The sequence below is a fragment of the Pseudoalteromonas lipolytica genome, assembly GCF_900116435.1.
GTDB lineage: Bacteria > Pseudomonadota > Gammaproteobacteria > Enterobacterales > Alteromonadaceae > Pseudoalteromonas > Pseudoalteromonas lipolytica.
Genome location: NZ_FPAZ01000002.1, coordinates 156,320 through 180,738, shown reverse-complemented (window position 1 = coordinate 180,738; position 24,419 = coordinate 156,320). Strand labels below are relative to the sequence as shown.

At 44.1% G+C, this 24,419-nt stretch carries 16 protein-coding genes; 4 read left to right on the top strand and 12 right to left on the bottom strand.

Annotated features, from left to right (window positions below; all coding sequences use genetic code 11):
- Positions 1 to 158 precede the first annotated feature (158 nt).
- The 4 genes from BM378_RS02295 to BM378_RS02280 all read right to left on the bottom strand — a co-directional run bounded on the left by BM378_RS02295 (position 159) and on the right by BM378_RS02280 (position 8,355).
- Positions 159 to 2,792, bottom strand: a complete 2,634-nt coding sequence (locus tag BM378_RS02295) for a glycosyl hydrolase family 18 protein (protein WP_074988491.1) — start codon at positions 2,790 to 2,792, stop codon at positions 159 to 161.
- A 65-nt stretch (positions 2,793 to 2,857) separates the two neighbouring features.
- Complete coding sequence (locus BM378_RS02290; protein ID WP_074988490.1) at positions 2,858 to 4,456, bottom strand: lytic polysaccharide monooxygenase; 1,599 nt, start codon at positions 4,454 to 4,456, stop codon at positions 2,858 to 2,860.
- A gap of 55 nt (positions 4,457 to 4,511) precedes the next feature.
- Complete coding sequence (locus tag BM378_RS02285) at positions 4,512 to 7,691, bottom strand: glycosyl hydrolase family 18 protein (protein WP_074988489.1); 3,180 nt, start codon at positions 7,689 to 7,691, stop codon at positions 4,512 to 4,514.
- 472 nt (positions 7,692 to 8,163) lie between these two features.
- Positions 8,164 to 8,355 (bottom strand): alternative ribosome-rescue factor A, encoded by a 192-nt coding sequence (locus BM378_RS02280; RefSeq protein WP_036972476.1) that lies wholly within the window; start codon positions 8,353 to 8,355, stop codon positions 8,164 to 8,166.
- A gap of 256 nt (positions 8,356 to 8,611) precedes the next feature.
- On the opposite strand from BM378_RS02280, the gene BM378_RS02275 reads away from it, so the two are divergent.
- Positions 8,612 to 10,498, top strand: coding sequence for a cation:proton antiporter domain-containing protein (locus BM378_RS02275; protein ID WP_074988488.1), 1,887 nt, complete (start codon positions 8,612 to 8,614; stop codon positions 10,496 to 10,498).
- Positions 10,499 to 10,705: 207 nt separating this feature from the next.
- Here BM378_RS02275 and BM378_RS02270 read toward each other — a convergent pair whose 3' ends face one another.
- The 3 genes from BM378_RS02270 to BM378_RS02260 form a co-directional block, all read right to left on the bottom strand.
- Complete coding sequence (locus BM378_RS02270) at positions 10,706 to 13,249, bottom strand: TonB-dependent receptor plug domain-containing protein (protein ID WP_074988487.1); 2,544 nt, start codon at positions 13,247 to 13,249, stop codon at positions 10,706 to 10,708.
- Between the two features lie 321 nt (positions 13,250 to 13,570).
- Positions 13,571 to 14,215, bottom strand: coding sequence for a UPF0149 family protein (locus BM378_RS02265; RefSeq protein ID WP_036972480.1), 645 nt, complete (start codon positions 14,213 to 14,215; stop codon positions 13,571 to 13,573).
- A gap of 72 nt (positions 14,216 to 14,287) precedes the next feature.
- A complete protein-coding gene (locus tag BM378_RS02260) occupies positions 14,288 to 15,250 on the bottom strand; it encodes a sensor histidine kinase (protein WP_074988486.1) in 963 nt (320 codons plus the stop codon).
- Between the two features lie 95 nt (positions 15,251 to 15,345).
- On the opposite strand from BM378_RS02260, the gene nosR reads away from it, so the two are divergent.
- Both nosR and hemH read left to right on the top strand, forming a co-directional pair.
- A complete protein-coding gene (nosR, locus tag BM378_RS02255) occupies positions 15,346 to 16,653 on the top strand; it encodes a response regulator c-di-GMP phosphodiesterase, NosR family (RefSeq protein WP_074988578.1) in 1,308 nt (435 codons plus the stop codon).
- 77 nt (positions 16,654 to 16,730) lie between these two features.
- Positions 16,731 to 17,753 carry a ferrochelatase gene (gene hemH, locus BM378_RS02250; RefSeq protein ID WP_074988485.1) on the top strand — a complete coding sequence of 341 codons (1,023 nt, stop codon included), beginning with the start codon at positions 16,731 to 16,733 and terminating at the stop codon, positions 17,751 to 17,753.
- Between the two features lie 38 nt (positions 17,754 to 17,791).
- On the opposite strand, the gene BM378_RS02245 is transcribed toward hemH, so the two are convergent.
- From BM378_RS02245 to BM378_RS02235, 3 genes are all read right to left on the bottom strand, one after another.
- The gene (locus BM378_RS02245; RefSeq protein ID WP_036972483.1) at positions 17,792 to 18,103 is read right to left on the bottom strand and encodes a cupin domain-containing protein; all 312 of its coding nucleotides are present in this window, start codon (positions 18,101 to 18,103) and stop codon (positions 17,792 to 17,794) included.
- 242 nt (positions 18,104 to 18,345) lie between these two features.
- A complete protein-coding gene (locus BM378_RS02240; RefSeq protein ID WP_036972485.1) occupies positions 18,346 to 19,494 on the bottom strand; it encodes a benzoate/H(+) symporter BenE family transporter in 1,149 nt (382 codons plus the stop codon).
- A gap of 162 nt (positions 19,495 to 19,656) precedes the next feature.
- Positions 19,657 to 20,616: an ATP-grasp domain-containing protein gene (locus tag BM378_RS02235; RefSeq protein WP_036972486.1), complete on the bottom strand. Its 960-nt coding sequence runs from the start codon at positions 20,614 to 20,616 to the stop codon at positions 19,657 to 19,659.
- A gap of 195 nt (positions 20,617 to 20,811) precedes the next feature.
- Here BM378_RS02235 and BM378_RS02230 point away from each other — a divergent pair, with 195 nt between their 5' ends.
- Positions 20,812 to 21,348: a protease inhibitor BamI-like protein gene (locus BM378_RS02230; protein ID WP_065979268.1), complete on the top strand. Its 537-nt coding sequence runs from the start codon at positions 20,812 to 20,814 to the stop codon at positions 21,346 to 21,348.
- A gap of 87 nt (positions 21,349 to 21,435) precedes the next feature.
- On the opposite strand, the gene BM378_RS02225 is transcribed toward BM378_RS02230, so the two are convergent.
- Together BM378_RS02225 and BM378_RS02220 are read right to left on the bottom strand one after the other, a co-directional pair.
- The gene (locus BM378_RS02225) at positions 21,436 to 22,629 is read right to left on the bottom strand and encodes an alkaline phosphatase family protein (protein WP_036972487.1); all 1,194 of its coding nucleotides are present in this window, start codon (positions 22,627 to 22,629) and stop codon (positions 21,436 to 21,438) included.
- A 12-nt stretch (positions 22,630 to 22,641) separates the two neighbouring features.
- The gene (locus BM378_RS02220) at positions 22,642 to 24,402 is read right to left on the bottom strand and encodes a hypothetical protein (RefSeq protein WP_074988484.1); all 1,761 of its coding nucleotides are present in this window, start codon (positions 24,400 to 24,402) and stop codon (positions 22,642 to 22,644) included.
- Positions 24,403 to 24,419 lie beyond the last annotated feature (17 nt).

The following is a 24,419-nucleotide window of genomic DNA, read 5'->3' as shown; positions in this document are numbered from 1 at the left end:
ATGGTTCATAATAGGTGAAACACAAAAACTAAGCGAGGAGGAAAGTGAGCAATTAAAATAAGGAAAAGTTAGAGATTAGACACTAAAAAAGCAGCCCGAAGGCTGCTTTGTAGGGAAATCACATTTTAATAAAATACACTACATGTAGCTAGGTAGGTTTAAAGTGCTTTCCATACATCCACAACGCCTGGCTCTTCTCCTTGAGTCCACCACTTCGCTTCGTATTTTGTACCTTGGTGAACGACTTGGTCGCCCCCGTTGTAGATACCAGCAGCTTGCCAAACCACATCACCATTACCGTCTGTTGGTTTTGAGCTTGCTCCCCACGGGCCACCTAAATCAGGACGGTTTCCTTGTGTCCACCATTTTGCAGTATATTCAACACCGTTATAAATTACCGTGTCACCGCCCACATAAATGGCTGCTTCATCCCATGTTGTATCGCCACCCGGTGGGTTTGTTGTGCCAGAGTCAGTTACTGTCACGTTGAAGCTTACCGATGTCGTAGCTTGTGTGTCAGATACCTCTACCGTTACAACATAGCTTGTATCGGCATCAACGCTGCCCGCTTGCAAACTAATATTTGCACCTGAACCCACCAATGTTAAGCCTGCAGGCACTGTCCAGTTATAGCTAAGTGCATCATTATCTGCATCTGTAGCAGACACAGATACCGCAACGCTTGCATCTTCAGCAACGGTTTTATCTGAAATTGCAGCCACGACAGGCGCTGAATTGCCGCCCGTACTTGGCGCCACAACATTCACTGTTACATTACGGCTCACCACGGCTTTACCGTCGGTAACCGATACCGTTGCTAGGTATTGCGCATCACTTGTCACTGATGGCGCAGCAATAACCAGTGTATTTGAGTTTTCACCCGTTACAGACAGCGCGGCGTCTGCTGTCCAGCTATAAGTCAGTGCATCGTTATCGGCATCGGTTGCTGATGCGACAACTGAAACAGACTCACCGGCGTTTACAGTTACGGTGCTTGATACTGACAGCACAGGCGCTCTGTTGCTAGGCTCTGTAACCGCACCACCTAAACCTTCGTGCATCGCATTCAGGATATCACCATTATCGGCATCGATTTCCCATGCAAATAATCCCCCTAAGTCATGTTGATTAACATAGTTACCCTTTGCAATAACAGAGGCAGGGCTGTCATACGTAATCAGTTTACCTGTAGAGCGATTCCAGACATATGCGCCTTTTGCTTGCTCATCGTAGCCCACTTCAAAGCCATTAATACCGGTGCCTGCTGCGCCGATCATATGTGCTTTTATGCCTTTATAATCAATAACACCGTCTTCCCAGACGCCTTGCGCAGTGCTGCCTTTTAAAGGACCCGACCCTGTTGCAGTCATAGGGTTACCATCAATAGTCGTGCCTGCTGGGTAAACCCCTTCCCAACCACGACCATACATCGCTGTGCCCACAACAATTTTCTTCGATGGAACATTTTGCGCAAGTAATAACTGCACTGCGTTATCGGTGGTGTAAGCAGGTCCTTTGTATGGTACGCCTTGGGCGTCAACACCCGTGCCATCACATTGACCAGGGCGGAAATGCGATGAACAGTACAAGGCGGTTTGATGGCCTGTTACTCCACTCCACGCGCCGTAAAAATCGTACGTCATGGCAAAAATGTAATCCATATATTGGCTTGCTGCTTGGTAATCAACATCTTCAATTTTGTCGTAGCCTGCACCAATCGCTGATGTTAGCTCATATTGACGACCAGTCTCGGCTTCAAGCTCATCAAGCATAGCTCGCAGCTCTTGCATTAATGCCACATAAGCAGGGCCATCTGCAATTGGGTCACCTAGCGCCGGATTAGCACCGTCGCCACCAGGGAATTCCCAGTCAATATCGACACCATCATAGAATTTCCATGTTTTTAAGAACTCTTTCATTGATGCGACAAACGTGTCGCGGTTTGCTTTATTAGTAAAATATGCGAATGGGTCAGATAACGTCCAACCGCCCACAGATGGCAATATTTTTAAATCAGGGTAGCGTTGTTTTAGCGCCATTAATTGTGAGTAAGTACCACGGATTGGATCGTCTGCACTCACACCCGGAAGGGCTTTTTGAATCGCCGCCCACGGATCATGAATAACGACTTCGAAATCTTCTGAGCCCGCACACGCAGTATTTAGCGCGTTTTTAGGGCCTCCAGTCAGTGAATCATTCGGACCACAAATTGGAATAAAACCATATAAAATGTGACTTAAGTTTTGTGCAGGAATATTTGTGACATCGTAGTCACGCCCATAAATACCCCATTCAACGAAATAAGCCCCTGTTACCAACCCTTCTTTTGTACCAATGTCTTTATTATTTGGATCGTAATCCATGGGTAATGGGGCTAAGTGCGCACCGTCGGTGTCGGCAATAACAATGGGTTTGCCTTCACTGCGCGCGCACGTTGTGCCACCTTCACAAAGCTCAACATACAAAGTGTGGCGACCCGCTTTATCATAAGGGAAACTAATCACTCCGCTTTTAGTTCCCGCAGCCAAAGGGCCTTCATTTACCAGCATATTGTCAAAATACACTTTGTAACTATCGCCACCATCACCGCTCCATGCATTCCACTCAATGTTAATCGTTACTTGATCAACACGTTTAACGAGGCTTTTATACGAGCCCGTTCCTTCAAGGTTTACTTCAACAAACGAGTACTCTTGCGGTTCCCAAATAATGGTCGGTGTCGATGGTGCAGCATTCGCTGCACTGGCACATAATGCAACACCAATGGCTGCGCTTAATTGTTTTATATTCATGATTCTCTCTTATCTATTTTTATTTAGCTGTTTGCTGTTATTGATAAAGTTTGAACTACAAAACTTTAGATTTTTGCCCATACTTGGCTGGTACTCGGTGTATCGCCCTGAGTCCACCACTGCGCACGATAGCGCTGTCCTTGATAGGTCACCTCGTCACCGCCTTGGTAGGCTTTGCCGATGTTCCATTCGCTCGATGCCGAACCTGATTCAAGCTGCCATGCATCACTGCTGTCGGGTTGTGCGCCTTGGTTCCACCATTTCGCACTGTAGATCCCGCCGTTAAAGCTCACTTTATCGCCGGTGTTATATTGCGCGCTGTTATCCCACGCGGGCGCATCGGGGTTTGGCTCAACCACACTGCTATTAAGTACCGTGACCGTAAAGCTGGCTTCGCTGGTAAGCATGCTGTCAGATACTGAGGCAGTGACAGTAAAAGAGGTATCTGCATCGACTTCTGGTGCTATTAACGTGATGTCGGCACCCGCCCCAGTAAAGCGAAGAGGAGCCGGTACATTCCAGCGGTATGTTAATGCGGTTTGCTGATCGTCAAAGGCATGTAAGTGCACATCTGCCGTGCTATTTTCATTCAGGGTGATAGCTTCAGGTTGATGGATAATAGGGGCAGTATTTTCAGGTGCGGCTTTTACGCTCAGTGCAAAACTGTAGTTGGCGTTTGTTGCAAACACCTGATTGGTTAATATATCGCTGGCATTAAAAGCGATTGCGCCACCAGCATCTTGCACACCAATGCGTAGTAAATGGCTGTAATTCAGATTAAGCAGCTGAGCAAACTCTGCTTGCCAATTAGCCTGATTATCGCTGGTGACTTGCATTTGTTGTGTAAACAGCTCTTGCCCTGTTTCATCAAACAAACGCGCAGACACACTGTCACCCACTTCTGCATTTTGACCTTGGCGCACAAAATACGTCAGTGCAGACCATTCACTCGGATCAGTCGGTGCTGTGTCTGTAACAATGGTAATATCGCTACAGTTATAAAAGCCCTCGCCACCTGCATCATCACGCTGCCAGCGAGTATATAAAATAGCGTCGCCACTGCGCTCAGCAGGAATAGACACGCTCATTTCATAGTAACGGTCGTTATTATCACCAATCACAAAATCAAGATTGCCGTATTCCTCAACCAGCTCTAAATCGTCCCACGTGAGAACGTCTGTGGCGCTATCAAATCCAGGCTTTGTCAGGTAAAACTGCCAAAAACTTGGGTTATGAGGCGTACTTGCTAAAAAACGCACTAAAATATCGCCATTCGCGTTAGGCACCAGCTCGGTACGTTGCCAATGAGCCGAGGGTAAATCCATGCCTCGTTTTTCACTGTCGCCTGCCGCACATAAACGGCCATCGGGCACACTGTCTTTTACCGCTGCTAGGTTGGTGTAATCAATCGTGTTCGCTGAATATTCAATATCTTGCACAAACTGCACATGCCCTGCCTCTGCAAATGCTGCACGGCAAGCAAGATTAGGAATAGCGCTACCATCAGCGGGCCACCAATAGCCGCCGTCTGCCTGACAAAATGCTTGGCGAGCTTTAGGGCTTTCTAAAAATCCGTGGGCATTCACGTGGCTTGATGCACAGGCAAGCAGCATGCTGGTTGCCACTGCCGATAAAGACAATGCCTTCGATTTAGTTGTTTTCATTGCTGTATTCTCGCTGTAGAAATGCGGAGCACATTGCGTGCCCCGCTTTGTTGAGTTAAAGCGTGCAGCTCACAGTCCAATCAGCTGATGTGCCTGGCTCTGTGCTTGTCCACCACTTAGCTTCGTAAATCACATTGTTGTGATTCATCAGATCACCGCCAACGGCATGGCTTGGGTTACCAGCCCAGTCTGTTTGCGGCCAATTTGGATAGACCGCAATGCTGGCGACATCGACACCGTCACACGTTGCATCGTTACCCCCTGTGTCACCGCCATTATCACCACCATTGTCACCGCCTGGATTTGTGGTGCCCGGCACGGCATCAGGCAACATTGGGTACTCGTATTTAAATGCGTAGGTTTTGCCCTCTTTTTCAATAGTGAAATTAGTTGGGCCAGTAATAGGCATGTAATACATGACTTGTGCATCAACGGTTTCACCGGTGTTAAAGGCTTTTTCAATTCCACCCCACTCATTTACAAGAGTGATTGAAAAGCGATGGAATTCATTCTCATAACCACCAATATTGTTGCCCGCAGCATTCGAGCCATTTGCCTCAACCGCCATACCGAGCTTTTCTTGCGCATTCCAGTTCGACTTGAAAATAGCTGACGTCGATACCGGCACATCAAAGCTAATTTTCGCGCCGCTTAAATCAATATTTGAGTTATTAGTAAATGAGAAAGTCGGTGAAATTGGGTAGTTATCATCACCAATAGGGAAGTCTTTAACCGTAAAGCTCACATCTACAGCTTCGCTGGGCACGGTAAAATCAACATTGCCTTGATGTGTGTCGTATGCCACACCGCTTTGATTAAACTTATCGTAAGCCAGCGTCGTTAAACTTGACCCCATAAAGTACTCGCCTTTTGCCGAGTCGTAATCAAAGTCACCCGCCAGTTCCCAGAACATGATGCCACCTAAGCCATTGTTGATAACGTAATCAACTTTGGTTGCCATCGACTGTTCATCTTCAATTGATAAGAACACCTTTTTATCTGCGTTCCATAACCAAGGCGCCACGGCAACATCATCGTAATAACGTGTATAAGTGCCCGTTAAAACATCATCTGTGTCGGTATCTGGCGTTAAGCCGTAGATTTCAAGGTAAGACGGATTAATCCCGTTTTCTAAGTTTTTCGCATGCCATAAAGGATTAGAACCTGCAGGCATTTCTTCACCTACATCGTTCTTGTCATGCCACAGGTTATCAATGCCTAGCGCACCATTGCCGCATAGGTTTTTCTCACCGACTCCAGTACCTTTTGCACAGTTAGATTGATCAGGTAACGCAGCTTGTCCCCACAGGCCATGTGTGCCACCCGACACATCTTTAAAGCCACGCGTGTAGTAAGGAATACCAATATTGATGCGACCCGCAGACACCGCGCCACGGAAATAACGTACAGCCCAATCGGTATTTAAGTAACCAATGCCTTCGAACTCAGCTGTTGTATACACGCCCCATTGTGCAAGCTCTGAATCAAGGCCAGTGTCATACAATGCTGCGTTGTGACCTACGTGTGAGTTCCATGCGCCATGTAAGTCGTACGACATAATGTTCACGTAATCTAGGTACTTCACGCTTTGGAAAGTTTCCATACCACGCAGTAAGTAACCCGAAGACGGTGATGCAATCGTGAGTAGGTAATGCTTACCGGCTTTTTCACCCGCAATATCAAGCTCTTCACGCAATTTTTGCATCAGCACACGATACGAGGCATTTAAGCCTGCTCGACGCGCATTCGAAATAGCAAAATCATCAGGATGGCCCGAATCATTCATCGACGATGGGTATTCATAGTCAATATCAACCCCATCAAAACCATACGTTTCAATGAATTCAACGGCGCTTTTCGCAAACGCATCAATACCAGCTTGGTTTACCGAGCCATCGGCATTCGTTGTCATTGTGTAAAAACCACCGCTGTTTACGCGCGTGCCATCTGCACCAAAATAACCACCGGTTTCGGCCCAGCCACCCACAGAGATTAATGTTTTTACATCTGGATGCTGTTTTTTAAATTTATTCAGTAGATTAAAGTGACCTGTGTAGCTAAAGCTAGGATCCATTTCGGCCCCTGTTACCCCCGGCCAAGTCATATTTGTTGCGGGGTTGCCCGCAGCATTCGGATCGCCTATCGACACCTTGTTATTGGCATCAACGTGCGCAAAGGCATAGTTAATATGGGTAATTTTGTCCCACGGAATATCATTCACTAAATAACTCGGTTGACCATTTGCACCATTGCGCCAGCTAGTGAAATAACCAATCACACGACGCGGATGATCAGCGCCCATTTTTTCACGGCCATTGCTGTCATAAACTGTACAATACGGTGTATTCACACCCGGTGTTTGGTATAAACCGTGGGGCTTACAATCAGCACCTGGCGGCGTCGCTTCAACCACATTCACAACGTGAGTGGCAGTGCCAGTTGCGCCTTCATTGTCTGTCACGGTTAACGTAAAGGTAAATTGACCCAGTGCCGGTGCTTGCCATGTATAGCTTGATGACGCGCTACTTGCCTGATAAACAGCGCTGTCATTTTCTGCCAAACTAAGCCCAGTCACCTGACCATCGCTATCACTGCCCGAAAGTGCAAATACAATATCTGTACCCACGGTAACTTGACTCGCGACAGTGCTAAATTCAATGCTTGCAGTCGGCGCTTGATTACCCGGTTCGACAGCATCAGACACACTCACCGAATGTGCCACCGCTGTTGATGCAAGCCCTAACTCATCCGTTGCAACTGCACTTATTACATGGCTTCCGACGGTTGCCTGCCAACTTGTTGAATATGGCGCACTGCTTGTAACAGCCACCGATGTTCCATCAACAAAAAATTCAACACTCGCAACTGTGCCATCAGTGTCAATGGCGTCAGCCTCTATGACAACGCTGTCACCAGTGGTAAACAAAGAACCCTCAGCAGGGTTTAAGCTTGTTACTTGTGGTGCTTGATTCTCACTGACAGCGCTGTCACAAACACCCAATAAACGCCACTCTTGATCAACACCCGATGTCTCCACGGGGTTAGTCTGTGTCCACCATTTAGCTTCATAGGCACTGTCTTGTGCTTGCACCTGATCGCCACCGACATGTGTTTGGCCTTGCTGCCATACTTCTAAGTTACTGCAATCAATTGCAGCCTGTGCTGTAAAGCCAAATACACTGAGTGACAGCGCACTTAGTTTAAAGGCATTTTTTATTAATTGATGTGAGCTCATTCGCTCCCTCCGCCCAAGGTTGTTATAACAATTATTTTACATTTACAACCTAAAAGTAACATAAAAAATAATCAGGTCAACCTCTAATTTACCCAATAAAGGTAAATGCATTCTTATTTTTACTGAAAAATACCGTTAATCTCTGTCAAAACTGATAAAAATTATTGAGCTGCGACTAAAACTTGCTCGATTCTACAGCGTAAAAATGAACACAAAATTAACAAGTTTTTAACCTTGAAGCGTGCGGCTTACAAGGCATTTAGAATTTGGCGAGGGAAAATAGCGGTAAATATCGTTAATAAAAAATGTATCTTTTTTGGGTATATAGCGAATAAATTAGTTTTATTGTAAAAACATATATAAAAATTGTGTAAAAAGTAAACGCGGTGACTTTTTTAGAAGATGTTTGAAATAAAAAAAGCAAACAACGGGTGTTTGCTTTTATAAAAAATCCTATTTGATCACAACTCAATTAAGCAGCGATTAAATAGGACTCTCGTCCTGCATGTTTTGCCTTACGCTGATATGCACCTTTGCCTTTTTTAGCTTTTTCAACTTTAGCCTGAAACAGCTTAGAGGTAACCAATGCAGCATAGGCATTGTCGTTAATTACGCCGCGGCCAATATCAACTTGGCTTTGGTTTTTTTGTTTCTTTTTGCTCATTTTTTACTCCTCATGAATGTGTCGCGATTGTATACCGTTAATACTGCTACGCAAGTAGTTTTATTAAAAATATGGCTCTTTTTTCACCCTTATTTTGTCGTAATTTAAATCAATGGCTGCCATGCATTTTTGCCATTTTTATGGTTAAGCGTGTTTTTTATTTGCATTCACATACCAACAGCTGGCAATACTGATTAAAACAACCATAGTTATTAAAAAATAATGACTAAGAATCAAAAAGAACAACAGGATCATAATGACTGACTTACTGTTAATAGCCTATATTTTCCTCATTGCAGGCATTATTGCCGTGCCAATAGCCACCAAGCTGGGACTCGGGTCTGTACTGGGTTACCTACTGGCTGGTATTGCCATTTCTCCTTTGCTAACCACCTTAAATGTGGATGTGATTGCCATTCAGCATTTTGCCGAATTTGGTGTGGTGATGATGCTGTTTATTGTTGGTCTTGAGCTTGAACCTAAAACACTGTGGTCAATGCGCAAACAACTTATTGGTCTTGGCGGAGGGCAAGTTTTATTAACCAGTGCAGCATTTACTGCACTGGCTATGATGTTGGATCACCCGTGGCAAACAGCCCTCACTATTGGCTTAATTTTATCGCTTTCTTCAACGGCGATTGTGCTGCAAACCCTGTCAGAGCGTGGGTTATTAAAATCAGACGGCGGCCAAGCATCATTTAGCGTGTTACTCACGCAAGATATTGCGGTTATTCCCATGCTCGCATTTATTCCATTATTAGCCCTACCAGAGCTGGCAACAGGAATAACAAGCACCAGCAATAACAGTCATACAGGGCTTAGCCTCGTAGCAGGGCTTAGCCTCGTAGCAGGGCTTGAAAGCTGGCAAGCAGCCTTAGTCACATTAGGTATGATTGCGCTTGTGGTGTTTGGCGGAAGCCATCTCACAGCCCCACTTTTTAGGTTTGTAGCACAAGCACGGCTACGTGAACTCTTTACCGCCACGGCGCTATTTTTTGTTATTGGCATAGCATTGATGATGTCGTTAGTGGGCCTTTCACCCGCATTGGGCACATTTTTAGCAGGCGTGGTGCTTGCAAACTCCCCCTATAAACACGAGCTTGAAAGCAATATCGATCCTTTCAAAGGGTTACTGTTAGGGCTCTTTTTTATCACGGTTGGCGCCAGTATTAATTTTCAGTTATTAACTGATAACCTCGCGACTATTGTGCTTTTAACGGCGATACTGATCCTTACTAAAACAGCGGCGTTATTAATACTTGGGCGACTGTTTGGCTTAAAGGGAGCCGCCCTGTGGTTACTGGCGCTAGGGCTTGCTCAAGCCGGTGAGTTTGGGTTTGTGCTATTAAGCTACAGCGTGGGCAATCATGTGCTTCCATCGGCTTTGGCCGACCAACTGTTATTGGTTGTCACACTTTCTATGTTGTTATCACCGGTATTATACATTGTGTATCAACGTTTCATTGCCCCTCGTTATATTGGCGAGCAAGCTCACCGAGAAGAAACCTTTCCTGAAGATAGCCACGTCATCATTGCTGGCTCTGGTCGTGTTGGAGGGGTTGTCGATTTAATCTTAAAAGCGGGCGGCTTTAACACCACCGTTATTGATTACAATTACAAGCAGCTTGATCGATTAGAGCGTGTCGGGATCCGCAATTTTTTTGGTGATGCAACAAGACCCGACTTACTCAGCGCCGCCGGAATAGACAATGCAAAATTACTGGTTGTTACACTCGATGATGCCGAGCAAATAACCAAACTGGTTCGCTATGCAATGCAAAACTATCCGCACCTTCATGTTGTCGCGCGTGCTGTAGACCGCCATCATGTTTATGACTTGTGGGCATACGGGTGTCGCGACATTATAAGAGAAACCTACGACAGCTCCCTTCGCATGGGTCGCAGCGCATTTGAAGCACTCGGCATTGAGCAACAAAAAGCACAAGAGCTGGTTAATATCTTCAGCGAATTTGACAAAGAAATGCTGCGCTTAGCCGCAGACGCCTACGAAATAGGAGTGCCATTTGAAGAAAACCACGCGTATATCGACTGCATTAGTAAACTACTCAACGAAAAAGAGCCTGAGATTAAACAGCGAATGCGCGACATATGCGAACAGGCTGCCAGTAGTTCAAAGCAATAAAGGCTTACACGTAACAGCGGCTTTATGCGGTATAACTCAAAGTGAATTAAACCGCTGCTATACGCTTTGCTTTACCCCAGCTGCGTTTTATAAATGCAGGGCGCTATACGTATACCACTGTGCTTAATTAAGTATTAGTATTCACCTTCGCAAAGACAAAAAAATAGCGCCTTTCGGCGCTATTTAAACTTCATTTCAATATAGGAATTAAAAGCTAAAACTAAGTTTTGCATAGTAGGTCATGCCATCAAAGCCATAAGGCAAGGCACGTACAGGGTACTTAAACGCTTGATTAGTGATAAAATCAAGTGCTTCATCTTCGCCTAACTCATCAGGGGTCACGTCGAAGATATTATCAATACCTGCCGACAGCATAAGCTCATCAGTTAACTGATAACCCACGTTAATATCAACTAAAACCGCAGACTCTACCGTACTGGTATCTTTAAATTCGCCTGTAGGTGAAAGCTCATCTGGTAAGCCTATGTGGTCATTACCAAAGTACTTAACGTCTGTTTCGCCATAATAATTAAAGCGCAACATACTGTTAAAGTCGCCACGATCATATTCAAACGTAAGCGTTGCACGCTCACCAGGTTGACCATCTGTTAAAAAGCTACGCTGCAAATCATCCAGTGCAATCGACTCAGGGATCCCCTCTGGGGCATTAACATTATCAATTTCGGTGTCGTTAATGTTACCAGCAAACGTTGCTGAGAAATTACCGTCGTACAAATCAGTACGGTACGAGGCAATAATATCAACCCCTTTCGTGGTTGAGTCTACCGAGTTTGAAAAGTAGTTCGCTTGCTGTGCGCCAGTGGCGTTCAATGCAGCCACAGCCGCAGGGCTAAAGGCTACATCATCCGCAGACATTAAGCTGCCAAGCGTAATGCGGTCTTTAATTTCAACATGATAAAAATCAACGGTTAACGACAGTTCACTGCTCACGTTATAAACAAAACCTGCGCTTAGGTTCTCTGAGCTTTCAAGGCCAAGATTATCAACGCCCAGTGCTGAAGGAAAATCAGATCCCGCCGTTGCAGTAAATGACTGCAATAATACCCCACCCGCACCTAAGTTAGTGGTGTAAGCCGTGTAGGCACTTTGCTGTAATGAAGGCGCTCTGAAACCCGATGAGATTGCACCACGCACTGCAAAATCATCAGAGATTTCATAGCGTGTCGCTAATTTACCAATGATGTCGTCACCCGCATCAGAGAAATCTTCATAGCGCAGTGCCGTACTCACTTGCCATGCATCTGTCAGCAAGGTTTCAGCATTGACATAAAATGCATAGCTGTCGCGGCTTTCTTTGTTTGATGCCTCAGGACGAAGGCCGTTATAAGCCTGAAAACCACATTCAGCAAATACGCTGTCATCGTTTACCGCTGGGTAAGAAGTGTCTGTATTAGCAAGGCCGCACGCATAGGATGCTTCTTCGCCTGGGACAATTTGATAGTTTTCTTTGCGGTACTCAGCCCCCACCGACACATACACAGGCTCACTGCGGCCAATATTAACAACGCCGTTTAAATCGGCATTAACGGTGGCTTGATCAAATCTAAACCCGCCCGAATACCCGCCTCGTGGGCCCGCATTAGCAGCAATATCTGCATCACTCGCACTTGGGTTATTAGCTACATATTCAGCAGCATAAGAAGCATTTAAGGTATTTTTTGAGGTGAAATCATAGCTATTTTCACCGTACACAGCAGACACATCATAACCCCAGTCAGGGTTTAGCTCGCCACGCAGACCCACTGCAAATGAAATATCTTCGGCTTCGTTGTCTATACGAGGTAAAAAGCCATCGCTGTATACTTGCACCACATTCTTTGCGGCCTGATTATAGTTACGGTAAAAACCATTCCCTAATGCTGTTCGGTTTGAATAGCCACCAAATGAGTAAAGTTCTGTGTCACCCAGCGGGAGTGCCATATTATAAAAAAGTGACGTAAACTCACTGTCAGCATTACCTTGCCCCCAGCGGACATCGTCAGATAATGTGCCAGCAGGGACATCTAACGACCCACCCGTATCACGCTCGGCTCTATTAGTGCCATCAGCATTACGGTATTCAGCCGAAAAATTAATAAACCCCCCTTCGTCGCCTAAATCAAAACCACGATTTAAACCAATCGAAATCGTATCGCCGTCGCCTTCGCCCGTACTACCTGCTTGCACATAGCCCGTTGTCACACCGGTAGAATCGTTAAGTGATAAGTTAATCACCCCTGCAATTGCATCAGAGCCATATTGCGCCGCTGCGCCATCACGCAATACTTCAACCCCTTTTAATGCGCTAAGCGGAATAGCGTTCATGTCGGTTCCCGCTGCACCCGCGCCCACTGTGCCGTTTAGGCCAAAAATAGACTGATTATGACGACGTTTACCATTAAGAAGCACCAACGTTTGATCTGGCTGTAAACCGCGCAGAGTCGCGGGTCTAAATAAATCAGACCCATCTGACACTTGCGTACGAGAAAAGTTAAAAGACGGTGCGGTCGCTTGTAAACTTTGGCCAAGTTCAGTGAAGCCCCCTTTATTCAGGGTATCAGCATCAATTAAATCAATAGGAGAGCTTGATTCGGTCGCAGTGCGGTTTGCTACTCGCGATCCCAAAACTGAAATTTGTTCAATATTTTTATCAGCTTGAACGTCTGTTGCTTGTTCAGCAGCCTGCAATGAAGTCGCCGACACAGCGACGCTGACGGCAATAGCCAGCATACTAAAAGAATGTGTTGTCATGTGAATCCTGTTGATATTCTGGCTTTTCCAAAGCTAAAAAATAAAGCGCCTCACAGGGAGAAACAAAGGAAAAGCATTAAGCACGTGTTATAGATTTATAAAATCTTAATTTTGAAAGCTAACTCAAGCCTGCGAGTTAACCTTTATAAAACATCCTATCAACAAAAAAATGAAAAGAAAGAAAAATTAGCTACGACTTAGGTATAATTATACCTATTTGTACTATTAAGTGATTAAAGAAAGGGGTTTTGACTATTTAATGAGCATAAATAAGCAAGAAAATGCAACTACACACTTATCTCTGCTATTAACAGGGGGAGGTTATTCTTGCTCTATCATCGCGAGTTTTTCATCTTCAAGCATCAGCGCCATCGTTGCAATCTCAGACAAGCTTTCATCTAACGCAGTAAAAAAGGTCGCAAAACCTTCTCCTAACTTATCAGGCTCGGGGTGATTTGCAAGCGCCTGATCCCACATTGCTAAGGTTGTGAGTAAATCAAGCGTTGCTTCAAAATTATCAATAAACAGCTGACCATCACCTGCGTTGTCATTCTGTTCATCGGCTTTCAACAAAAATTGTAAATCACTATGCCAGATATCTTGGTTAACAATATAGGCTGCAATGTAGCCACTGCAAAAATCTTGCAATGCTTGGCTTGGCTCGTTGGCTTTCACTTCATCTGGGTATAAATGTACGAGTAATTTTTTTTGCTCAACTTGTGCTTCCGTTACATTATCAAGCAGCTCAATCATCGCATCACGAGGGGCTGACTCAGTCATTAACGTGTTAAACACCGTTTCGTCGCCGTCGGCTATGTAATTAGCCAATTCAGACTCGCCAAAAAACTCAGAACACGCTAACAAGCCACTCATAAAACCGATTACTTGGTCTAAACTAACCTGCTGTGTTTCGCTTTGACTTGCGAGATAATTTTTAAATACATCTGCACTTTCTTTATTAAGCATATTGAGCCTTTATATTTTGCCTTTGTTAGGGTGTATTCCTACACTAGCGAATCCACATTTTTTTGCAACAACTTAGGTATTGTCAACAACTTGCCTTACATGACTGAGGATCGGAAACACACAGCTAATACGCGTTCCCATACCGTGTGTACTTTGAATATCAATCCGGCCTTGATGCTCATGCACAATAGCGTATGCCATAGTCATGCCCATACCGGTTCCCTCGCCTACAGGTTTAGTGGTGTAAAAGGGATCATAAATTTTAGCCATTGTTTGCTCCGACATTCCCTCGCCATTGTCTTCAATATCAATGTAAATATGATGCTCAATCTCATACACCGACACCGTAATCTGTGCCTCTGAGCGATTACTGTCACATGCTTGCTTGGCATTTATTAAAATATTAACGACAACTTGGCTTATCGCAGGCAAATTACACCAGCTAATCGAAATAGGACTGTAGTGGGTGTGTAAGTGGTAATAGTTTAACTGATTTGCTAACAGTTTTACGGCACTTTTCACCGCGTCAGTCATATCGGCAAATTGCTTTTCGTGCCCTTTAGGCCGCGAAAAATCGAGCAAATTTGCAACTATTTTACGGATCCGTTGTAAGCCTTGGGCAGTGTCGCTAATTAGCTCGGGCAAGTCGTTGGCTACATAATTAAATTCATGCTTTTTATTCAGTTGCGTCAATTGCTCAGAAAAAACATCTCTTTCAATGTGTCGCTTGGCAAACTTGTCACATGCACTAAGCAACTCACTAAAAAAATCACAGTAATCTTTTAAACAGTCAACATTACTAATACTGTAAGCCAGTGGATTATTAATTTCATGTGCAACACCCGCGCAAAGCGTGCCAAGTGTTGCCATTTTCTCGGCCTGAATAAACATCGCCTGATGATGCTCTAAATCAGCAATTTTTTGTTCAAGTTCACTGTTTAATGCAACCAACAGCCGACTTTTATCTGCTAACAATTGCTCCGCTTGTTCACGCGCCGCTTTTTCTAGTAAATAGGCTTGTTTAAAATCACCCATTTTAGCCTCAAACTTAGCTCATCTCTTATAAAACCTAGCACAAGCCCTAATTTAAGGCTATGTTATTGATTAAAGATGATTCAAAGCAATGTGGTATGGCAAAACAACTTAATAAAGAACATATTCAGGTTTTATGCATTGATGACGATGAAATTGTTTTACGCACCTTAGTTAGGTTGTTAACGGCAAATAATCTTTCGGTTAAAACCAGCCTTTCGCCCATTGAAGCACTAAAACTTTTAGACAGTTTCACCTTTGATGTGATCATTTGTGACATGCGCATGCCCGGTATGGATGGCGCAGACTTTTTTGCACAAGCAATCAACATTGCCCCCGATACACAACGTATTTTATTAACCGGCTATTCCGATATCGACAATACCATTGCCGCTGTAAATAAAGGAAAAATTCACGCTTATATTCAAAAACCTTGGCAAAATGAGCTGTTGTTACGCAACATTCATGACGGTATCGAAAAAACCTCTTTAAAACGTAAAAATAAGCAACTTGAGCAAAAAATTAAAGCCCAAAACAGCCAACTAAAAGAGCTCAATAATAACCTTGAGCAGATGGTTGAAAAACGCACCCAACAAATACGCAAAGTGCTTAAACAGCTTGAAGAAGCAAACGAACGTGAAAAACACGAACACCGCACAACTTTCGAGATTTTATATAATTTTATCAACGCCAACCCATACCTAGATGGTATTCAAGCGCAAAATATAGCGAACACCTGCAAGCAAATTGCGCAGGCACTTGGGTTAGATAAAAAACACATAGAAATGGCCGAAATGGCAGGCTATTTAGCGCAAATTGGCTTATTGGCAATGGAGCCAGCCCTGTATAAAAAGCCCACGCGTGAATTAAACGAAAATCAAAAAAAGCTCTTCTATACGCACCCAAGCACCGCGCAACTGATGTTAATGCCCGCAACCCATTTACACGATGTATCCGAAGCCATTTATTACCAATTTGAGCAATACAATGGCAATGGTATTCCAAAAGGATTAAAAGGCGCCGACATTCCGATAACCGCCATGATTTTGGCTATTTCTCGCGATTTTTGGCAAGCCGTGGCTCAAGTCAGTTCGCTGGGAAACAGCAAGTTCGAAAATGCACTGGGGCAATTACAACTTTACAGTGGCACCTACTACCATCCTAAATTGCTCGAGATTTTAAGCGGATTAAAAATTAGCTGCGCCAGTAACCAAGTCGTTGGCAGCATGAAAATCATTAATGCAAATGAGTTAAAAAACGGCATGGTGCTTGGGCATGCCCTGAGAAACTACGATGGAATTTTGCTTTTACCTAAAGGGCATGTATTTGGCCCTAAATCGATAAGTAAGTTACAGCAGCTCGAAGCGAAAAAACCGAATCCTTTCAGGATCATGATCAAAAATTAACGAATAAAGTGATCACTTATTATCGCTACTTCGTTACAATGTGATTTATATTACTTTTACTTCTAAAGGAGCGATCAGTGTCGCGATTTTCCGCTATAACAGATAAGCCTCATGATGGCCGATTTAATAAAAAAACCGGTATCTTATTGACCAACTTAGGCAGCCCTGATGCCCCAACCACAGCGGCACTCAGAACCTACTTACGCGAATTTTTATCTGATCCACGCATTGTCGAAATCCCGCGCTTCATTTGGATGATCATCCTGTATTGCTTTGTACTTACGCTTCGCCCAAAGCGCTCTGCTGCACTTTATAAAAGTATATGGACAGAAAACGGTTCGCCATTAACGCATATCACACGCCAACAAAGCGAAAAACTCGCCGCAATTTTAAAAGAGAAAGGCCATCAAGATACCGACGTTGTTATGGCAATGCGTTATGGTAATCCATCGATTGAAGCGGGGCTTGAAGCACTGCGCGAAAAAGGCATTACCCGCGTTATTGTGCTGCCGCTTTATCCGCAATACTCAAGCACAACGATTGGTTCAACGTTTGATGCTGTGTCGAACGTATTACGAAAATGGCGCTGGGTACCTGAGCTTCACTTTATAAACGGCTACCACGACCACCCTATTTACATTGATGCCTTAGCAGCCAGTATCAGCGAAGATTTAAATGCCCATGGTACACCGCAAAAACTGGTATTTTCGTATCATGGTATGCCAAAACTATTTTTAGAAAATGGCGACCCTTACTACTGTTTTTGTATGCAAACCACGCGTTTAGTGTCAGAAAAGCTAGGCTTAGACAAAGACTTAGCGGTGACCACGTTCCAAAGCCGTTTTGGTAAAGCAGAATGGTTAAAACCATACACCGACGCCACGCTTGAGAGTTACCCCGCACAAGGCATTAAAGATATTGCCATAATTAGCCCTGCGTTTAGCGCCGATTGCTTAGAAACATTAGAAGAGATAGAAGGCGAAAACCGCGAAATATTCGAGCATGCAGGCGGTGAAAAATACCGTTATATTCCTGCACTTAATACGCGCGACGACCACATTAACGCCATGTACGAAGTTATTAAGCCTTTGCTTAAGTAATTGTAGTTAGGCCCTAGTTACTAGGGCCTAATTGATACTCACACGCTGCCTTGTGTCTCGACCACCAAAATACGCGCTTCACCTTTTGGGTGAGCCACATGCTCAGTGCCAACACTGGCATAAAAGATATCTCCGGCATTTAACAGCTCAGCGCATACTTCACCCTGTTGCTTATAAAGCATCTCAACCTGACCACTTAACACCACAAACACTTCTTCACCGTCGTTGGTGTGCCACTTGTAAGGCTCATTCGTCCAATGCAAACGGGTTGTAATGCCGTTCATTGTGGCGATATCTAATGCGCCCCATGCACGGTCGGCAGTAAATTCATGACTTCGTATTACTTTCATTTGTTACTTTCACCTTTAATACTAATTTGTTTAATTAAGTGATCTATTTTGGGCAATATAAGCTCGTTAATAACTGGGCAAACATGTCGTTATTGAGGTGTTCTCGGCAATTACTCCCGCATTGCTCTGCCTCCAGCCTCCTGCATCCATGCAGTCGTAAATCAGACATTTTTAACGCAGCTTGCGACAGGTTTAATCTCTCAAAATGATTAAGCATCATTGCGGATTAGTTTAAATAGCCCCTAATCTTTGCGTGTCATCACTAAGGTTATTACCCCTGCAACAATCCCCCAAAATGCCGAACCAACCGTGAACAAGGTCAGGTTTGAAGCCGTCACTAAAAATGTCACTATGGCTGCCTCGGTATAATAAGCCTCTGTTAACGCTTGCTGTAAACTACTGGCAATCGTGGCAAACAAGGCTATACCCGCTAATGCTAAAATAAGTGCTTGCGGTAAACTGGCGACTAAACCAACTAATGTCGCAGCCAGTAACGCCATAATGATATAAAACACACCACCAGCAATACTTGCCCAATAACGCTTATCGGGATTTTTATCGGCTTCGGGGCTCATACAAATTGCCGCAGTGATCGCCGCAAGGTTAATCGAATACCCACCAAATGGCGCGATAAACACATTTAAAAGCCCCGTAACATTTAAAGCAGCCGAGACCGGAGCCTTATAATGATGTGCTTTTAACACAGCGATGCCCGGTAAGTTTTGCGATGTCATCGTCACAATAAACAGCGGTAAGCCCACACTGACCATGGCATTTAAATCAAACTCTGGCGCAATAAATGTAAACTCGCTTAATTTCCATTGCCAACTGCTTGTATCAATTTGTCCGGTCATTGCTGCCATTAAAAAGCCAACCACTACAACGGCTAACATCGCAAAACGGGGGAAATAACGTTTACCACATAAATAAACAGCCACCATCACGCCAATCACTAAGGGCAATTCGTTCATAAAATTGAACACATCAATGCCAAAATTCACCAAGACACCCGCCAACATAGCACAGGCCAATTGACTGGGAATTTTGTTCATCATTTTTTCGAAAATACCGGTGATACCGCATAAAAACACCAACACCGCCGAGAACATAAACGCCCCAACAGCTTGGTTTAAGGTGTAGCCTTGCGCGCTTGAAATAAGTAATGCAGCGCCCGTGGTAGACCACGCAACCAAAATGGGCACTTTATAGTAATACGACAATGCAATAGAGCTTACTCCCATCGCAAGCCCCAGCATTAATACCCAACTGGCCACTAAATCAGGGGTACCGCCTAGCACCATCACTAATTGATATATCAATGCGATTGAGCTGGTAAAGCCAATAATCACCGCCACTAAGCCCGCGGTTGCTCGACTGATCAGTTGACTCATAAAGGGGAGACTCCTTGCAAAACATGCAGATAAAAACCTACCTTATCGCAAGAAGCACACGTTGACACTGTACACTTTTGTAGTATTTGAAGAGTAATTTACTATACAGAAGGCCACCTAGTCACGGTGGCCGTATTTGTGCGTCTTTCGGTTAAGTAATCACTAAGCGGCAGTTTGATCAACCACTTCTTCGTTTACTTCTTTCGCTACGGGCTTGTCAAAAATACCTAAGCGGATACGAATAAAGTGCAAAATTTCTTTTGCGACATCAATGCCCAATGCACCTTCTAGGCCTTCAAAGCCAGGGCTTGAGTTTGCCTCACATATTTTAAAATGCTGCTCGTCAAATAATAAATCGATACCCGCTACATCGAGCTTTAAAACGTTGGCCGTTTGTGTTGCAAGCCACTCAATTTCGGGGGTAATTGGGAATGACTTACCTGTACCACCCGCACTGACATTTGCTTTAAAGTTTTTACCCTGCGAGTTGCGTTCCATACATGCAACGGCACGTCCACCGATAGTAAGTACACGCAAATCACGACCGTGGCTCGACTTAACAAACTGCTGCAAAATAATGTTTGCTTGTGGGTTTGCAGCCTCGATTAACTGCATAAGATCATCAAACTCTTCTTTCGACTTTGATAAAAAGACACCACTGCCTTGCGACCCCGATAACGTTTTAATCACCACCGGGAAGCCTATTTGTTTTTCAACTAAATCAATATTTACCGGAAACTTTACGAGCATTGTATTAGGGGTTGGTAAATTACACTCAGCTAAAATTTGCTGTGCAAATAACTTGTCTTTCACCGTTTCGATTGACTGCGAGCTATTCACGCAATACACACCTAAACGCTCAAGGTGGCGAATAATAGCCAAAGCAAAATACGTTGTGCTCGCGCCCATACGTGGAATAACAAAATCAGGTAGTGCAACTGATTGACCATCAATCAAAATGCTTTTGCCATCTTCGCGGGTAATGGTTAAATCAAATTGATCAGGCGAAAAAACTTGTAAATCAATGCCCTCTTCTTTGGCAGCTGCAAGTAAACGCTCAACTTCATAGGTTTCTTGCTTTAACAAGCCCGAACTGTCTTTATAAATGATCCACCCACGCATGGTTAGTACCTCTAGTCTTGGGGTTTAAGTGACAAAAAAACGCGGATTATGCGCAGCATTGCAGCCCGAGTAAAACAAATAAATTTTATCGTCACGATTACCAAAAGCAGTATTGATAGAACAACTATTGACCATTAAGTTAATTTAAGGTAAAAACTTACATTAAGTTAACATTAAAACCCGTAAGAGAAACATGTGAACAGGACGCTTGCATTAATCTTCATTCTTCCAATCAGTGCATTTGCGCTTAACGAATGGCATATTCAAAGCGATGGCTTTATCTCTACGCCAAGCGCTGAAAAGCCTGTTATAGCATACAAATCAGATGAGCAATTTATTGCACCTCAGCCTATTGTTAACTTAACCGCGCCCCTTAATCAGCTTTCAAACAAAGCGCACGACTACTTGTACAAACAAAGGCGCTTACCTAAAACGCTGAGCGATACCGCATTTAGTGAGTTTGATATTGAAACACTCAAAACCTTAAAAACCGGTGATCAGTATATTTTGAAGGTAGACGAATACCTAAGTTACACCGTCGAAATTACCGACATTATTGAAGCCAGCAACGGTGATCGCAGTGTGTTTGGTAAGCTAAATGATCACGCACAAAACTACCATCAAGCCGTTATGACCCTGACAGAAAATACCTTACACGGGCAGTTTAATGCGGGTAACGAAAACTACCAATTTGAAAGTTATGGCAAGTATGGCTGGGTAACCAAGCTGTAAGTGACAAGATTCAAGCAACAAAGGGCGAGTTTGTAGCCGCGGTTTTACATCGCACTACACGCTCGCTCTTTGCTTTTAAGCCGCGTATTACTTGTTTAACACTGGCCATAAAGTCGCGCCATCGCTGTCGATAGGGCTTAAAATTTTCAGGCCTAATATATTTGCAATAAGCGGATACACATCTAAGTTACTCACTTCATCAAGTTGCATACCGTTTTTAAACGCAGGGCCGGTGGCAATAAATGTGGCGGCCATATCATCGGTGTATGCGTAACCATGGGTGCCTAAATAAGGCGCCATTTTGCTGTCGGTGAATACGCGCGGTGCAGTCGTTTGTAAAATAATATCCCCCACACGCGGGCCTTTATCGTAATGATAATCACGCTTTTGTTGATCATTTAAAACGATGTATCGGCCATCTGCCGCCTTAGCAAGCTTTTTGCTAAACCCCGCAATATCGGCTTGGCTATCTGGTTTGGCGTAATAAAGCACGCGCGGACCGGTGTTTTTAACAATGAAGTTATCATCCTCTGGTAGCTGACTAATTTTGATGCTCTGTTGGGGATCAACTGTCGACATGCCATGATCAGAAACAATCACCAAATTAATATTCTCATCAAGCGCTTTTAAGCGTGTGTGCAAGTCTGCCATTAGGGCATCTAAGGTTTGTACTGCATCAAAGGTTTGCTTTGCATCAGGGCCATACTCATGCCCCATACTGTCTACCAACGAAAAGTAACTCACCACCAAACGTGGGCGCTTTTCTTTTGGTAAGCTTAACCATTGAATAATTTGATCAACACGTTTTTGGTAATCACTGTGCTTAGAATAGTGATAAAAATAATCAGGCAACATGCCGTTAAAGCGCGCATCAGACTCTGGCCAAAAATAGGTTGCCGCTTTAACCCCCTGCATTTGTGCAAGGTTCCAAAGCGGAATACCATTTAGCCAAGTGCTGTCGTCTTTGCCTTTGCCCATGCTGTAACACTCATTGCGCTGTGTATCGCAAAAACGGTTATCAACAATACCGTGGTTTACTGGCAACAACCCCGTAATAATCGACACGTGATTAGGAAAAGTTTTAGTTGGATAAACAGGGCGCATTTTGGTTGCCCTTACACCCTGTTCACTGATTGCTTTTAACGCAGATGCGCGGTGTTTTTCAATGTAATCCCAGCGAAACCCATCAATCGAAATAAGCACAACAGACTGCTCACTATCGGCTTTTACCGTTCCACTTATGATTAACAAACCTGCTAAAAGTAACTGAAAAATACGCATACAAAACCCTTATTAGTTTAATTTTTTGATTCGTTCGAGTATGTTACCGTACTCTTTTGAAAATTTTGTGATCGTGCTTTCAAGCTTTTTCACACTGCGTTTTAAACGTGTACCATTTGCTAAGCTATACATAAATCCCCACAGCCCAGTAACCACACTTAACACAATAAATACCACAACAGGAAAGCCATCTAAATGCTCCACGACTTGCGGGTATTGATCAAGTAACTCAATGCCGGCGTCTGGCACAAGCGCATTCACCAGTGGATATAAATCTTGCGGGTCTAAATACCAAGCCAAGCCAATTGATGTAAGGCCTAGCATTACCATACGGTTAAAACCATGCACCATACCAAAGCGTTTAACTGATGAGTAATCATATTTAATATCTTTACTCACATTCACCGCATACTCACGGAAGTACTTTGAATAACGCTGTGTTTCTACATCACTGTAGGCATAGTAAACCCAATCACCGACATCGACAGACCCTAATAAGTCTTCACCGGCTTTAAAAATATACGGCTCGCCCGAGGCTGTTTCGAGCATGATCTCACCTTTTAGGGTCGTGCTACGATTACGGTATACTTGAACGCGCTCTGTCACATCGGTGCCAACATAATTACCGCCACGGTAGGTGGTGGTGGTTTCTGTTGTAGTGACTGTTTCACGGGTTTCATTGGCGTGCGCGCTTTGTGCTTTGTCTAATACTTTACCTAGCACGGCACGGTGACGAATAGTGCCCTTTTCATTACGCGCCCACACGTTTTTATGCACATAGTTTGTTTTGTAGTCTAGGCTGTATTCACCCATTATGGCGTGTTCAAGATCAGCAATAGTGGTTGGTTTAACTAAATGTGATTCAGCCTTTCGCTCTGCACTCACCGTTTGGTTTTCTGTGCTTTGCTCGTCATCTGCCAAAACCGATGCTACCGGCTCAACATGCTGCTTAACACCACAACAATAACAGTGTGCGGCATCTTTACTAATACGCTGCTGACACGAAATACAAATTACATCGGACTTACTCGGCAAGCGAGCAAGCATGTGATACCCCAATTGATTTTGACTGGTTGATAACATGACATCGGTGGCCGCTAAAATCGCATCGTAGTGTGCTTCCTTTTTGGCCTTGGCTTTTTTATGGTATTTATGTTCTGCAATAAATACCCCGATAGCGACAGGCAAGGTTGCTAATAATGCCGGCACAAACTCAAGTTTGGCAGCAAATAGCATCACTAAAAATGTAATAAAGCCCAATACAAGCCATAGCACAGTCCCGCCGGTGTAGACTCGGTTAATGCTGCTATCCCAACTGCGGTATTGTTGATCAGCAAAGTGCACAATCACAATTGGCATAAAGCGGTTATTCTTCACGACTTTAATCGCGTCGTTGTTTGCTATTCGGTAATTTAGTGTCAAAGGGCTTGGCTGAAATGCAGTGATCACATTGCCCTTTTGTAAATTAGCAATCACCTCTTTTTCAGCATCCACGCTAAACTCGTGAATCTGGCCGTGTTTGTCTTCAACTTCTAACCACCAATAGCCATATAACATATCGTCATTATTGGTTTTATAACGGCGCTTATAGTAGTACATCGATTTAACAACACCGGTAATAGTGCAGGCTTGTGGCGAGTAGTGTTTTACTTCAGCAAGCAAGTCTGGGTTGAGCTCTTCAACCGTGTGCATTTGTCTTTTTTGCTCAAGAGCTTCACCACAATCACAACAGTGAAGATCGGTAGCATACACCGTATTTTGGCAATGTTGCATAGTCATTCCTTGCTTAA

What these genes read in the sequence shown, in the direction of transcription:
- BM378_RS02290 (WP_074988490.1), bottom strand. Translation starts at nt 4,456, where the DNA reads ATGAAAACAACTAAATCGAAGGCATTGTCTTTATCGGCAGTGGCAACC.
- BM378_RS02245 (WP_036972483.1), bottom strand. Translation starts at nt 18,103, where the DNA reads ATGAAAGTAATACGAAGTCATGAATTTACTGCCGACCGTGCATGGGGC.
- BM378_RS02260 (WP_074988486.1), bottom strand. Translation starts at nt 15,250, where the DNA reads ATGGGTGATTTTAAACAAGCCTATTTACTAGAAAAAGCGGCGCGTGAA.
- BM378_RS02270 (WP_074988487.1), bottom strand. Translation starts at nt 13,249, where the DNA reads ATGACAACACATTCTTTTAGTATGCTGGCTATTGCCGTCAGCGTCGCT.
- BM378_RS02235 (WP_036972486.1), bottom strand. Translation starts at nt 20,616, where the DNA reads ATGCGTGGGTGGATCATTTATAAAGACAGTTCGGGCTTGTTAAAGCAA.
- BM378_RS02225 (WP_036972487.1), bottom strand. Translation starts at nt 22,629, where the DNA reads ATGCGTATTTTTCAGTTACTTTTAGCAGGTTTGTTAATCATAAGTGGA.
- BM378_RS02220 (WP_074988484.1), bottom strand. Translation starts at nt 24,402, where the DNA reads ATGCAACATTGCCAAAATACGGTGTATGCTACCGATCTTCACTGTTGT.
- BM378_RS02265 (WP_036972480.1), bottom strand. Translation starts at nt 14,215, where the DNA reads ATGCTTAATAAAGAAAGTGCAGATGTATTTAAAAATTATCTCGCAAGT.
- nosR (WP_074988578.1), top strand. Translation starts at nt 15,346, where the DNA reads ATGGCAAAACAACTTAATAAAGAACATATTCAGGTTTTATGCATTGAT.
- BM378_RS02275 (WP_074988488.1), top strand. Translation starts at nt 8,612, where the DNA reads ATGACTGACTTACTGTTAATAGCCTATATTTTCCTCATTGCAGGCATT.
- BM378_RS02285 (WP_074988489.1), bottom strand. Translation starts at nt 7,691, where the DNA reads ATGAGCTCACATCAATTAATAAAAAATGCCTTTAAACTAAGTGCGCTG.
- BM378_RS02295 (WP_074988491.1), bottom strand. Translation starts at nt 2,792, where the DNA reads ATGAATATAAAACAATTAAGCGCAGCCATTGGTGTTGCATTATGTGCC.
- BM378_RS02280 (WP_036972476.1), bottom strand. Translation starts at nt 8,355, where the DNA reads ATGAGCAAAAAGAAACAAAAAAACCAAAGCCAAGTTGATATTGGCCGC.
- BM378_RS02240 (WP_036972485.1), bottom strand. Translation starts at nt 19,494, where the DNA reads ATGAGTCAACTGATCAGTCGAGCAACCGCGGGCTTAGTGGCGGTGATT.